Genomic DNA, 13,708 nt, shown 5'->3' with positions numbered 1-13,708 from the left:
ACCTCAACGTGGCGATGGAGGCCGCATTGGCAGCCGGCGTGAGCTGCGAGACGATGCACGTCGAGCACGATCAGCCATTTCTGGCGATCATCGAGACGGCGGCACGAAAATCATGCGATCTGATTGTCATGGCTTCGCATGGCCGGCGCGGGATTTCCGCGATCATGCTCGGGAGCGAAACCGTCAAGGTGCTGACACACAGTCCCATCCCGGTTCTCGTCCTCCGCGCGCCGCACCAGGGATTCTTCTCGCCGCTGGCGTCGTTGACCTGATGGATATTCCTGACCAGAGGCTGGGGACTATTACATCGCTGCGATCCGATCCAGATCGAGGAATCTCCGGGGCCGCGCGTGAAAGACTGGAACATAATTGTCACGATCTACCAGGAGGGTTTCAGACGGGCGCTCCGCGCCTTGCAGGATATTGGGTCGGCCGCGCGCAGTCCGTACCACAACGTGCTGGTGATGAAAGTCGACGATCCGATGGCGGTTCTCAAAGCGGTCGAGCGTCTGACGGAGGAGCGCCCAGCGCTCTATGATGCGATCGCGCGGGTAGCGCCGGCGATGATCAATCGCTCGCGGGCAACATCGCATATCCTGAAATCTGCAGTCATGTGTGAGACGATAGTTCTGTCCCGACATGCGCGGTTCATTGAATCTCCTTAGGCGTCGCTCGCGGCGGAAGAAAGAGCGCCCAAGCACGCGTGGTATTTGTCGGCGATGTAGGCGAAGGCGGTGGTAGTCCAGCCGCGGGCTCCGGCGTGATCATGGCCGAGCCGGTACTGATCATGCTAGCCTGGATCATGAGGTTGCAAGATGGCGCAGCCGCGTTTTCAGCATTTGGTCGCTTGCGACCCGTCAATCTCGTCGTACATTCGTCCGCCACAGGAGATTGACATGAATCAACATTCCGACAGAGGTAATGCGGCTCTTTATGAATTCGTCGAGCCGACCGTGTCGATGTTCCTTCCGGGGAGCCAACCATGACCAGAGCGACGCCACCCTTTCGTCTTCCCGCCAAATTGCCTTTGGATATCGATCGTGTTTGGGATTACTGGAAGAGCTTGAAACGGGGCGAGAACAAGATCCCTTTTTCGGATGATCTGAAGCTCTCGGCGCTGCCCGATCTTGCTGATCGTTTGATGCTGGTCGACGTGTTCGAACAGCCGCAGCGGTTCCGTTTCAGCTTGGTGGGGGAGAGGATCCGACAGAGTTACGGCGGTGATCTTGCGGGCAAGTTCGCGGACGAGATTGATCCCAGAAGTCCGCTCAAATTCTTCATTGCCCAAGCCAGCGTGACGGTCGAAACCAATGCGCCAACCTTTTCCATCGACACCGCTCCTTCCGATGGCAGACGAGAAGCCGGCGACGCGCGCCTGCTGCTGCCGATGTGGGGTAATGGGCGCATTGAGATGATGTTAGGCGCAGTTACCGACGCATCGAAAGTCTGACATCGGGGGCGCGCCCGTGTCTCGTTCCTTCATAAGCAAAATGGTAACCGTTATTTTGTTCGCCAGCGCGGCACTATCATCAAGGAGAGGGCCGTGGCTATGCTGGGCGCAGGGTAGCAAGGCCGACTGCTTTGGCGGGCTTGGATATCAGCTATCCAAGCGTTCCTGGAAAGATTTATGCCACGGTAGTGTCGGATCGATCGATCTGATCCAGCGCGAGCAGAAGTGATGCCACGCGGTTGGCGGAAGCGGCCCATTCTGCGATGCGTGCATAGCTGTCGGTGAACCAATTGCATGCGCCCTGGACCACGACGAACGCGGCCGCTGCCTGCGTGACCTCGCCAAGCAGCATCGTCCCGGCGACATATTTGGGCATGCAGAGCAGCAATCCGACCACCGGTGTCAGCAGTGAGTTTGAGTGCGAGACCACGGTCACGCGCATCAGCTGCCAACAATAGTCCCGCCACACCGAAATCACCGCGCGCAGCGCCTCGCCGATCGCGCGAGGCCCGTCCTTCCTGTCATCCGGCAATGCTTTGCCTTCTCCACTCTCGCGCACATGGGTTCCGATCGCCCGCAACTCGGCTTCCGTTCGCTTGTTATCCTCCACGACCCGGGTCAGGCGCCGGCCGAACAACATCATCGCCACCGCGATGATGATCGAGTAAACGATGACCGCCACCACGAGATAGCCGGGAATGGTCAGCATCAGGCCGAACATGTCGACGGTCATGCTGCCTCCCACCGCCCAGAGGATGCCGATAAAGGTGATGGCCGTGAGCATCGACGAGAAAAGCCCAAGCACGAGGTCAACGGGGAGGTCGGTGGCAACCCTGGCGTCCTCGGCGATCCGATATTCCGGCGCTTGATGCTCGCCCGGCATGAATCTGAGCCGGACGTAACGGTCCTTGTCCAGCCAATCATCGTAAAGGCTGTTGCTCAGCCACTCGCGCCATTTGCGCTGCAGGGTCATGCGACCCCAGACCGAGAACACCGCGAGCGCAAGGCTGGCGGCCGCGATCGGCAAGAATCGCAATGCCTGCGTCGCGAGTTCCGCTCCATCCTTGCGTTCGACCGCGTTGAAGAAATCGCGATTCCAGTAGTTCAGCCAATACTGGGTCAGCAATTGCAGGAGCACGGTCGTGATCAGCAATGCAGTCAGGAGCCATGCCCACCCGGCTGATGCGCCCCCCCAGAAGCCGCGGGCGCTTTGCCAGAATCGGGAGAGCAGCTGCTGCTCGCTGGGAGCAACATATGTGCCTTGCTTCATGGGTCTACTCGCGAAGTGGTGGCTCGTGTCAGGCTACTCCGAGATGCTCTCCAGGTCTCATATCGTGGATCGTGGCTCTTAACGAATTGAATTGTTGCGATCCAGAGACGCGTATTCGGTCCAGAGCACGTCCCCGGCTATTCATGATCGCGAGCAATCGGTGTTACGACCACCTCGGAAGCAAGGCGATGAACGTCCTCGGGGCGACAAAGCTCCGTCCCGGGATTAAGCAGCGCGGCAGAGCCGCCGGCGACGCCATAGCGCAGGGCCATATCGAGACGGCCATCGTTCGCCAGGCTCCATGCCATCGCCCCCAGGAAACTGTCGCCGGCGCCGGAAACGCTGAGGGGCTCGATCGGCAGGCCGTTCGCACGCAAGGCAACGTCGCGAGTCATGAGGAGGGCGCCATCGGGTCCCATGGAAATAGCAATAACTTCTATGCGGTAGCGATCGAACAGACGACGTCCCGTTTCGATGAGCGTGCCTTCGTCGACGGAGGTAATACCCGCCAATTCCCGAAACTCGCGAAGGTTGGGCTTGATGAGATAGACGCCTTCTTCCAGAGCTGCCTTCAGAAGCGGGCCGGACGTATCCACGATTGCCTTGCTGTGCGACTCCCTCGAGACGCGAGCAAATCTGCCAAAAAAATCATCCGGCACTCCAGCGGGCAGGCTGCCACTTGCAATAGCAAAGCGAGGCCAAGGCTGGATCAGTGCAACTGATCCCAGACATTTTTGCCATTCAACCTCGCTGAGCGCGGCACCCGGAAAGACAAAGCGGTACTGCTCGCGGGTCGTCTCGTCAAAAACCGTCATATCCTCCCGCGTGTCATTCAACACGGGGATCGAAATACTTCGCACGCCTTCGCGCGCCATCAGATTCGCGAGTAACTGTCCGGTTGTACCACCGGCCGGATAGATGGCCGTTGCTTCAATGCCAAGCCTTTTCAGAACCCGGGCTACGTTGATTCCGCCCCCCCCTGGGTCGCGGTTACCGGGCGCACACCGCATTTTGGTGAAGGGCACCATTTTTTTGACGGCTGTCGAGACGTCGACGGCGGGATTCATCGTGAGCGTAGCGATTTGGGTCAACGAGATTTCAGCCAATGCCTTCGACCTCCGCCAAGGCGCGCAGACCGACGAATGCGACGTCCTCGTCCAGGATCAGGAAAACCGGAATCGGCTCGAGGTAGTTGCGAAGCCGTCCCTTGTCCTCAAAACGCGCGCGGAATGGAGAGCTCACAAAATACTGGGGCATATGACGAAGGATGCCGCCGGCAATATATACACCGCCTTTCGCGCCGAGTGTCAGCGCGAGATTGCCGGCGACGGTCCCAAGCATCGCGCAAAACATTTCGATAGCGGCCTGGCTCGTTGCACAAGTTCCCGTGATCCCATTCCGGGTGATCTCGGCGGCGCGTCGCCTCGGCAAGACAACGCCGTCCAGGACCGCGAGAGCCTCATGAAGATTCTCCAGCCCGCTCCCCGAAAGAACGCGTTCCGCGGAGACGTGTCCAAACCGCTGTCGCAGATGGTTGATGACGGCATCTTCGCGCAACGAGCAGCCGGCCAACGTCGAATGGCCGCCCTCGCTCGAAAGCACGAGGTGACCGTTTGCCTGCGGTATGTTGGCCGCCATACCAAGGCCGGTGCCAGGACCAAGCGCCGCGAGAGGCGCCCCCTTGACCGGTTGTCGACCGCCGACCTGCAGGAGTTTGTCGCCGGAAAGGCGGGGCAGCGACCACGCAACCGCCTCAAAATCATTGATCAGACGCACGGTGGAAAATTCGCAGGCGGCGCGCAGCTCCGCTGCATCGACCACCCAGGGATTGTTGGTGAGCGCGCAGCGGCCGTTCCGGACCGTTCCGGAAACCGCAAGAATTGCGGCGTGGATCGTGCCGGCCTCCGGCAAGTTGCCGAGATACAAGCTGAACGCCTCGCGAAAGCTGCCGTGGTCGCTGACGGCCATATGGGTAATCGTGCCTACGGTTCCCTCGGTCAAAACGGCAAAGCGCGCATTGGTTCCGCCAATGTCTGCAAGCAACACCTTCCGGAAAGCTCGTCTTAGGGAGGGTGCTTTCATCGCCGACGCGCCGTTTTGATCAGATCCTTGTACCAGTTGAACGATGATTTCGGAATGCGCCGAAGCGACGAATAATCGACGTAGGTCAGACCGAACCGTATGCTGTATCCCGAGTCCCACTCGAAATTGTCGAGCAGCGACCAGATGAAATAGCCGCGAACATCGACGCCATCGGAAGCAGCGGCATTCAACGCCGCGATATAGGCCCGCAGGAACCCGATTCGATCCGTGTCGATCACGGCTCCCGCCGGGTCGGGTTTGTCGTAGCTGCCGTATCCGTTTTCGAGAACGTAAATCGGTAACCCGTAACGCTCATCAACGATCCGCAGCGCTTCGCTGAAGGCTTCCGGATCGATCGGCCAATCGATCGGAGTGAGCCGAATGCCAGCCGGGTTATCGCCGATTTTAAGGCCCAGCATCGAAGTCGCCTGCGCTTTCACGTAGACCGGGCTGTAGTGATTGAGTCCGAACCAGTCGACCGGACGGCAAATGCGTGCCATGTCGCCCGGCTGGATGTGCGGTGCGATGGCGGTTCGCAGGGACGACGGATACTCGCCGCGACATTGCGGATCGGGGAAGGCGTTGTTCCAGTAAGTGCTCAGGCGCACGGCCGCCGCTGCATCGGCGTCGCCCGTGCCGAAGGGCCGGCAGGGTTGATAACTGTGAATACATCCGATCGACGCATCGGGGACTCCTTGGCGGAGCACGTCCACGGCCGCACCATGAGCAAGATTGACGTGGTGTATCGTGCGATGGAGATTATCTTCGCTGCTTCGATCCCGTTTGCCTATGGAGCGACCGAACAGGGTGAAGATCGATGGCTCATTGAATGTCGCGAAACGCTTGACCCGATCGCCGAAGCGCGTCGCAACCAGCGTCGTGTAGTCGGCAAACCATGCCGCCGACTCCCGGTTCATCCAGCCGCCAAGATCCTCCAGTGCTTGAGGCAGATCCCAATGATACAAGCACAGCCATGGTTCGATGCCGGCGGCCAACAGCTCATCGATCAGCCGATCGTAGAATGCGAGGCCTGGCTCGTTTGCGGATCCTCGCCCCTGCGGCAACACGCGTGGCCAAGCGACCGAGAATCGGTACGCCTGAACGCCCAGCAGCTTCATCAGCGCGACGTCCTCCCGGTAACGATGGTAGTGGTCACACGCCACATCGCCGGTGTCGTGGTTCTTTACCTCACCGTTTTGACAGTAGGTGTCCCAGATACTCGGCCCTCGACCGTCTTCTTTCGCGGCGCCTTCGATCTGGAAACTTGAGGTGGAAACGCCCCAGATGAAATCCGGACGCAGGTTAGCCATCGATGGCAATTCCGATGCCAGCATCAAAGGATCCGCTTGGTCGTCGACCGAATTTTCGTTCGAATTCACTGTTCACCTTTCCGCCTGGTCAAAGTGTCAGGCGCCATACCAATAATCCGGCCGGCGATGAAACGATCTTGAGATATATCAAGAATCCTCGACCGCTCGATGCGATAGATGAATTGTGGTCATTCTGCCGTTGGGGGATCCGATTGCAAAGAACCAAATGGGGCGGAATCGCCGATGACCGTTTTCGCGGAAGCGGCTTTTTTCGCGTTGACGAACGCGACGGCGTGTTCTGGCTTGTTGATCCTGACGGTGGCCGCTTTCTTTCCAAGGGCGTGAATACCGTCCGCTTCGATCAGGATCACGTCGGAAACACCAGCCGCGTGCCATACGCCGACGCGTGTCGGGCAAAATACGGCAGCCAGCACATCTGGCGCTCGGCGGCAGCAAATCGGCTGGCGAGCTGGAAATTCAACACGCTCGGCTGCTGGTCTGATGAACTCGTTGCCACCGCGGGATTCTCGCTGCTTGCGACCGCACCGACGAACGAGCTTGGCGCCTCCTTCAAGCGGCACCGGCGCGACCAGATCTTTCCCGATGTTTTTGATCCCGCATTTTCAGCTCACATTCGCGAAGACGCCGATCATCATTGCGCGAGGCGGCGCAACGAGCCCGGGATGATCGGTGCATTTATCGACAACGAATTGTACTGGTCGCCGGACTGGCGAGGGGCCGACGAGCTATTGACGCTGTTTCTTAACTTGCCCGCTTACCGCCCGGGTCGGGTCGCGGCCATCGCGAGGTTACAGCAGCACTATCGGGATTTTTCCCAGTTCAATGCGGTTTGGCACACGCTGGCGCGATCGTGGGAAGAACTCGGCAGGATCGCCCATGTCGAACCGCCGTACTTCCGGCTGCCGCCCGGCGGCCTGAACGACGCGCTGGAGACGACGGCTAACCTCGCCAACCCCGCCCGCGCGGCATTCGCCGCGGACTGCGACGCCTTTCTGGCCATTGTCGCCGAGCGATATTTCGATCTGTGCGTCGCCGCCATCAAGGCGGCCGACCCAAATCATCTGGTGATTGGTTCGCGGTTCGGCTATCAGGTCCAATCGAGTGTGATCGCCGCGGCCGGCCGCTACCTCGACGTGGTCTCTTTCAATTGCTACGAGTTCGACGCCGTTCCGGTTATCGATGCCTATGCGGCAAGCGGGAAGCCATGCCTGATTTCCGAATTTTCCTTCCGCGCCGACGATTCCGGACTGCCCAATAGCAGCGGTGCCGGTCCGCGGGTGGCCAGCCAGATCGAGCGCGCCCGATGTTTCGAACGCTACGTCAGTGCAGCCCTGCAGAAGCCGGCCGTGGTTGGCTATCACTGGTTCGAGCATGCCGATCAGCCGGCCGAAGGACGTTTTGACGGAGAGAACTCGAATTTCGGCACAGTCACGATCGAAGACAACACCTATCACGAGCTGACTGAAACGATGACCAGGGTCAATGCCGCGGCGGAGCAGATTCACGCGAAGGCCGCCCGCGACGATTAGCGGCCGGCGCCGGCGAGACCTGGTTAAAGGCGAGACGGCGCCCCCGCTTGATGTTGGATCGTGGCAAGAGCCCGCCGCCGTCAAACCGCGATCTTCGCCGGATTGGTTTCGGCCTCGAGAACCACAGCCATGGTGCGGAACACGCTCGACGGATTGACGCTGATCGAATCGATACCAAGCTGCGTCAGGTAACGCGCGATCTCCGGATGGTTCGCGGGCGCTTCCCCGCAGATGCCGACATGTCGTCCATTGCGCTTGGCGCCCACCACCGCCTGTCTGAACATCTCCAGCATCCCCGGATCGCGTTCATCGAAATCGAAGGCCACGATATCGGAATCCCGGTCGACCCCCAGCGTCAGCTGGGTGAGATCGTTCGAGCCAATCGAAAAGCCGTCGAACAACCCCGAGAACGCGTCGATCTGAATGACGTTGTTCGGAATCTCGCACATCACGTAGATCTCAAGCCCGCCTTCGCCGCGCTTCAGTCCATGGGCCGCCATCGTCGCGATCACGCGGCGGGCTTCCTCGACAGTCCGGCAAAAAGGCACCATGATGCGCAGATTGGAAAGACCCATTTTCTCGCGCACGCGGCGGAGCGCTGCGCACTCCAGCGCGAATCCTTCGGCGTAGGCGGGGTGGCTGTAACGGGAAGCCCCCCGGAATCCCAGCATCGGATTCTCCTCCTTGGGCTCGAACGCCTCGCCGCCGAGCAGGCTTGCATATTCGTTGGTCTTGAAGTCGGAGAGCCGCACAATCACCGGTTTGGGATAGAATGCGGCAGCAATCGTGCCGACCCCTTCAGCCAGTGTCTGAACAAAGAAATCGGAGGGGCTATCATAGCCGGCGACGAGACGCGCGATCGCATCTCTCGCTTTCGCCGAGGCGATCTTCTCTGGCTTGAGAAGCGCCATCGGATGCGCACGAATGTGCTCGCTGATGATGAACTCCATGCGCGCGAGGCCGACACCTGCCTGCGGTTGCATTGCTACCCGAAACGCCATTTCCGGGGTACCAAGATTCACCATGATCGCGGTTCGCGGCTGCCTAAGCTCGCTGACCGGCGTCCGGGCCACGTCGAAAGCAAGCGCGCCCTGATAAACGCGTCCGACGTCCCCCTCGGCGCAGGAGATGGTGACAGTCGTCCCGGTCTTGAGCTTCTCTGTCGCGTGCGTCGCGCCAACTACCGCGGGGATGCCCAGCTCGCGCGCCACGATGGCCGCATGGCAGGTCCGGCCGCCCTTGTCAGTGATGACGCCGGCAGCGATCTTCATCACCGGCTCCCAGTCCGGACTGGTGGCCGGCGCAACCAGGATCTCGCCCGGTTTGAAGGCGGCGAGGTCTCGCGCTGTCGCAATGCGTCGCGTGCGTCCGGAGGCGATTTTTTCTCCCACCGCGCGACCACTGACGACAAGAGACCCGTGCTCCTTGAGAGTGTAGGTCTCGAACACGTTCGGCGAACGCTGCGACGCAACCGTCTCGGGCCGCGCCTGAATGATGTAGATCCTGCCGTCGGTGCCATCCTTTGCCCATTCGATATCCATGGGCATGGGAATGCCGGCATTGTTCGAATAGTGCTCCTCGATCCGCACCGCGATTTCCGCAAGGCTCAATACCTCGGGATCGGAAATGCAAAACCTCCGCCGCTCGGCGCTTGGCACTGTCCGCGTCAGGGTCGCATGACTGCCGCTGCCTTTGCCGTAAATCATGCGGATCTGCTTGCCGCCTAGTCGGCGCCGCAGGACATGGCGGAAGCCCTGTTTCAGGGTCGGCTTGTGAACGTAGAATTCGTCCGGATCGACCTTGCCCTGAACGATGGTTTCGCCAAGACCATAGCAACCCGTGATGAAAACCACATCGCGAAATCCGGATTCGGTGTCGAGCGTGAAGGCGACGCCGCTGGCTGCGAGATCCGAGCGGACCATTTTCATTACCGCCACGGAGAGGGCGACCTTGAAGTGGTCGAAGCCGTTGTCGATGCGATAGGAAATCGCGCGATCGGTAAAGATGGAGGCAAAGCAGCGCCGGCAGGCTTCGAACAAATCCTCCACGCCGCGCACATTGAGGAAACTTTCATGCTGGCCCGCAAAACTGGCTGTCGGCAGATCCTCTGCCGTCGCGGAACTTCGCACGGCGACAGCGACGCCGGCTCCGGACTCCCGTTCAAGCTGCCGATACGCTTCCACGATCTGTTCGCGGAGAGGTCCGGTATCCATTGCCATGTAGACGATTTCGCGAGCTTTGGCGGCCGTGGCCGCGAGCTGCTTGATCTTGCGCTTGTCGAGACCGTCGAGAAGCTGATGAAGCTTGCCCGCGATGCCGGGCTGCGACAGCGCATCGCGATAAGCGTGCGCCGTGACGGCAAAACCATTGGGAACGGCAACCCCTTCGGACGACAGAAGCGAACACAGTTCACCAAGCGACGCGGTCTTGCCGCCGACAAGCCCGACGTCGTGTAATCCGATATCCTGGAAAGACCGGATATAGTGCAACATACGAACAATAAATCACTTCGGATTTGCTCGGTATTGAGGAAGGTCAAACCTCACCCTCATTCATGGCGCTTTGGTCGAATTGAATCCGGCGGCCAAGGGTGCGGTGCGTCGGGCGCCGCATCGGTATCGCTCGGCTGATCGGCGTGGGTAGAGCCCGTTGTCGCTGCTGCTGACATTCACCTCACGCTGGTTCAGCCGGAACCAGGCGTCAGTGCCGAATGCGGTCGAGAAGCTGGGTCGCGTAGCATTCATCACGCTCACATTTTTTGCTGCAGCGGGGTCAATATGTTGCGGTTGCTCATGGATTGGCTTCACCTGGCGCCATTTCCGGCGGTTCGACGACCAGCACAGGAGCCCGCCGCGCCGCGGCAATCGCTGAGGCTGCTCCATCCGCGAAGGCGCCGCGGGTCATGACAATCAGCCTCTCCTGAATCTGGCGGAAGGCCAGGGCGCAGGCGGTCGGATCGACTAGTCCTGTGCGGGTCGCGGTAACACGCTTAATGTTGAGGCCGGTATCAGCGGCAAGCTTACGGATGCGCCGGTCGTCAGCATCTTGGCTGTCGGTTTCGATGATGACCAGCTCTTCCTTCGCTGCGAATGAGATGGCGGCAGCCGCATGAATGCTTGGGTCGTCGGACGATGTCGCAATCGCGACAACAGCGCCCCTCGTTCGAGTAATGTGCGGCGGAACCAGCATAACAGCGGCGGCTGATCGGAAGGCAGCTTCCAACAGCCACAGAAATTGCTGGGTGGCCCGCTCGGCGGGGTTTTGGGGCTCGACGATCATGACGATGTCGTCGGCTCGCGAGACCGTTGCGAAAGTTTTGGCCATCGGTCCCCGAGCGACCTCGAATTGGTACCCGGTGGGGAGCCGCTTTGCCGCGCCCATGAACTTTCGCTCGATGCTGCGTGCGACAAGTTCCAGGTCGCGCGACAGCTGATCGAGATCGATGGTATGCCAGCCGCCGCCAAGCGACCTGAACTCGCGCGAGAAGGGAATGCCTGCCAGGTCACGCAGGCTCGTGTCTTCGAGGAACAGCCCAAGCAGATCGAGATGGAGCAGGTCGGCAAGTTCGACGGCCAGCTGCATCGTGCGGTCGTGCGCGCCCGGCTGAAGTCCCAGCACGAGCCGCTTGAAGCTGTGAGGTTCCTTCGACATGACTAATCGGCCGATACGCCGCGGGCGCTGCTCTGACTGGTGAAATTCTTGCGGATGCTGGCAAAGGCGCGCAGTCGATCTTCAACCCGACGATTGACGCTGTGGATCGGAAAGGTCCCGTCCGCGTCGCGCACGCCGGCGGAAAGCCCGGTCAAGAGCGCAATCCCTTCATCGAGAGTGGCGATCGGATAGACGGCAAAGCAGCCGACCGCGCAGGCTTCTCTCACATCGTTGCGTAACATCAGATGCTGGATATTCGCCTGCGGGATCAGGACGCCTTGCGTACCGGTCAAGCCGTGCTTCTCACAAATGTCGAAGAAGCCTTCGATCTTCTCGTTGACGCCGCCGATGGCTTGAACTTCGCCATGCTGGTTCACCGATCCGGTCACCGCAAGGTCCTGCCGCAGCGGGACGTCTGCCAGCGCCGACAGCAGGGCATAGAGTTCGGCAGACGACGCGCTGTCTCCCTCAACCCCGCCATAGGACTGCTCAAACACCAAACTGGCGAACAGCGACATCGGGGTATCGAGCGCATATCGCCCTGCGAGGAATCCGGAGAGAATCAGGACGCCTTTCGAGTGGAGCGGCCCGCCGAGTTCGACTTCGCGCTCGATATCAACGACCTTTCCGCTGCCGGGCCTCACCCGGCAGGTGATGCGCGTGGGCCGACCAAAGGAAAATCCGCCGAGTTCGGTGACGCTCAGGCCATTGATCTGGCCGACATGCGTTCCCACGGTGTCGATCAGCGCCACCTTTTCAAAGATGGCTTCCTGTGTCCGGTCCCGCAGGCCGGCCGCGCGCCGGATACGGGCCATCAGGGCGCTATCCACATCGGCACGCGAGATCACGCCGCGTTTTGCTTCCTGGGCGCAAAAATCTGCCTCGATCAAAATGTCCCGCAACTGTTCTACGACCAACGAAAGCTTGCTGGAATGTTCAGCTGAGCGGGCCGCATGTTCGAGCACGAGGGCCACGGCGTCGCGATCCAGGGCGATCAACCCTTCGCGCCGGGCGAGGGTCGCCAGCAGTCGTGCGAGGATTGCTTCGTTCTCGGACGTTCGCGGGAGATCGTTTTCGAAATCGGCAAGAACCTTGAAATGCTCGGCCATTTCGGGATCGAGGGCGGCGAGCAGATAATACAGCATGCGATCGCCGAACAGGATGACCTTCAGATCGAGTGGGATCGGATCAGGCTCCAGGGACACCGTGCTCGTCAGGCCCAGAAATCGGCCAATATCTTCTATCGCAATCTCACCCCGCCGCAGCGTCCGCTTAAGCGCGGCCCAGCTGAACGGCTCCAGCAGAACACTGCGGGCGTCGAGCAGGAGGTAGCCGCCATTGGCGCGATGGATTGCGCCGGCTTTGATAAGGCGAAAGTTCGTCAGCAGCGCGCCGTGCAGGGGAACATACTCAATGCGGCCGATCAAGTTGCTAAGTGCGGGATGCAGTTCCTCGACGATCGGCGCCGGTTTGCCGCCATCTTGAGCGACGAGAACATTGACCTCGTAACGGTCGAATGGACTTCCGCTCCTGAATACGCCCGCTCTGTTCTCCTCATCCTCGCTCTTGACGACGAACATGCCGACGTTTTCGATAAGATCGGTACGAATCGTTTCGATGTGCTGCACCACCCTCGGAATGTCGCCGAAGGCGGCTTTCGCATCCTCGATCATCTGGTCGACTGCGTATTTTGCCGTGTCGCGGTTGAGCTGACGTGTTTCATCGCGCCGCTGCGTCTCCCATCGTGGAACTTGACGAACGATATGCTCAAGGTCCTTCTCCAATGCCTCGATGACGTCCTGCACCTCGCGGCGCTTGGCTTCGGGCCAGGCGCTGAATTCATCGGGCGGGACGACCTTGCCGTCCTTTACGGGCGCCAGCGCAAATCCGAGCGGCGTCCTCAGCAGGGCAATATCCTTTCCGGCGGCCTTGTCACGTAGCGCGGAAAAGGCCTCGCCCTGCCGCTTCTGGAATGACTCATCAACGGCGCTTTGACGCGTCTGATAATCCTCGCTTTGGAACGCCGCAGGCAGAGCGGATTTGAGATCGTCGATCAGCTTGTGCATCGCGTCATGAAATGCGCGGGCACGGCCTGCGGCAAGTTTAATGGCGATTGGCTTGTCCGGATCGGCGAAATTGTGGACATAGACCCAATCGGAAGGACCCGGGCCTCTCGGCGCTTCTCCGGCCAGCACGGCCTTGACGGCGTCTTGCATGCGGGCGCCGGTGGGACCGATCACAAAGAGGTTAAAGCCCGTCTTGCCCACTTGCGTTCCGAACCGGATCGCCTCGAGGGCCCGTGGTTGGCCGACTAGTCCATCAATCGGCTGCAACTCTGCAGTCGTCGCGAACGGCAAGCTCGATAGACCGGTAGGACGATAGAGTTGTTCGGCCG

At 60.3% G+C, this 13,708-nt stretch carries 12 protein-coding genes; 4 read left to right on the top strand and 8 right to left on the bottom strand.

Annotated features, from left to right (window positions below; genetic code table 11):
• The 3 genes from WCE35_RS25255 to WCE35_RS25245 all read left to right on the top strand — a co-directional run.
• Nucleotides 1-272: universal stress protein (locus WCE35_RS25255; RefSeq protein ID WP_424596027.1), on the top strand; the 272-nt coding region annotated here is incomplete at its 5' end.
• 78 nt (nucleotides 273-350) lie between these two features.
• Nucleotides 351-665, top strand: coding sequence for a hypothetical protein (locus tag WCE35_RS25250; protein WP_424596026.1), 315 nt, complete (start codon nucleotides 351-353; stop codon nucleotides 663-665).
• A gap of 317 nt (nucleotides 666-982) precedes the next feature.
• Nucleotides 983-1,450 (top strand): hypothetical protein, encoded by a 468-nt coding sequence (locus WCE35_RS25245; RefSeq protein ID WP_424596025.1) that lies wholly within the window; start codon nucleotides 983-985, stop codon nucleotides 1,448-1,450.
• 175 nt (nucleotides 1,451-1,625) lie between these two features.
• Here WCE35_RS25245 and WCE35_RS25240 read toward each other — a convergent pair whose 3' ends face one another.
• From WCE35_RS25240 to WCE35_RS25220, 5 genes are all read right to left on the bottom strand, one after another.
• Complete coding sequence (locus tag WCE35_RS25240; RefSeq protein WP_424596024.1) at nucleotides 1,626-2,720, bottom strand: SbmA/BacA-like family transporter; 1,095 nt, start codon at nucleotides 2,718-2,720, stop codon at nucleotides 1,626-1,628.
• A 137-nt stretch (nucleotides 2,721-2,857) separates the two neighbouring features.
• Nucleotides 2,858-3,826, bottom strand: coding sequence for a 1-phosphofructokinase family hexose kinase (locus tag WCE35_RS25235; RefSeq protein WP_424596023.1), 969 nt, complete (start codon nucleotides 3,824-3,826; stop codon nucleotides 2,858-2,860).
• Complete coding sequence (gene glk, locus WCE35_RS25230; RefSeq protein ID WP_424596022.1) at nucleotides 3,819-4,802, bottom strand: glucokinase; 984 nt, start codon at nucleotides 4,800-4,802, stop codon at nucleotides 3,819-3,821. Before glk ends, WCE35_RS25235 begins: the two co-directional genes overlap by 8 nt.
• On the bottom strand, nucleotides 4,799-6,136 hold the full coding sequence (locus WCE35_RS25225) for a GH1 family beta-glucosidase (protein WP_424596028.1): 1,338 nt from the start codon (nucleotides 6,134-6,136) through the stop codon (nucleotides 4,799-4,801). The genes glk and WCE35_RS25225 overlap by 4 nt, the downstream gene beginning before the upstream one ends.
• Nucleotides 6,137-6,300: 164 nt before the next feature.
• A complete protein-coding gene (locus WCE35_RS25220; protein WP_424596021.1) occupies nucleotides 6,301-6,483 on the bottom strand; it encodes a hypothetical protein in 183 nt (60 codons plus the stop codon).
• An 18-nt stretch (nucleotides 6,484-6,501) separates the two neighbouring features.
• Here WCE35_RS25220 and WCE35_RS25215 point away from each other — a divergent pair, with 18 nt between their 5' ends.
• A complete protein-coding gene (locus WCE35_RS25215) occupies nucleotides 6,502-7,662 on the top strand; it encodes an agarase (RefSeq protein WP_424596020.1) in 1,161 nt (386 codons plus the stop codon).
• An 80-nt stretch (nucleotides 7,663-7,742) separates the two neighbouring features.
• Here WCE35_RS25215 and ppsA read toward each other — a convergent pair whose 3' ends face one another.
• The 3 genes from ppsA to WCE35_RS25200 all read right to left on the bottom strand — a co-directional run.
• Nucleotides 7,743-10,154, bottom strand: coding sequence for a phosphoenolpyruvate synthase (ppsA, locus tag WCE35_RS25210; RefSeq protein ID WP_424596019.1), 2,412 nt, complete (start codon nucleotides 10,152-10,154; stop codon nucleotides 7,743-7,745).
• 298 nt (nucleotides 10,155-10,452) lie between these two features.
• Nucleotides 10,453-11,313 (bottom strand): hypothetical protein, encoded by an 861-nt coding sequence (locus WCE35_RS25205; RefSeq protein WP_424596018.1) that lies wholly within the window; start codon nucleotides 11,311-11,313, stop codon nucleotides 10,453-10,455.
• A 2-nt stretch (nucleotides 11,314-11,315) separates the two neighbouring features.
• Nucleotides 11,316-13,708: Lon protease family protein (locus WCE35_RS25200; RefSeq protein ID WP_424596017.1), on the bottom strand; the 2,393-nt coding region annotated here is incomplete at its 5' end.

Origin of the sequence: Bradyrhizobium sp., from assembly GCF_049691595.1 — a bacterium.
Taxonomy (GTDB): domain Bacteria; phylum Pseudomonadota; class Alphaproteobacteria; order Rhizobiales; family Xanthobacteraceae; genus Bradyrhizobium.
Note: the sequence above shows the minus strand (reverse complement) of the source record. Positions and strands in the feature narration are given on the sequence as shown.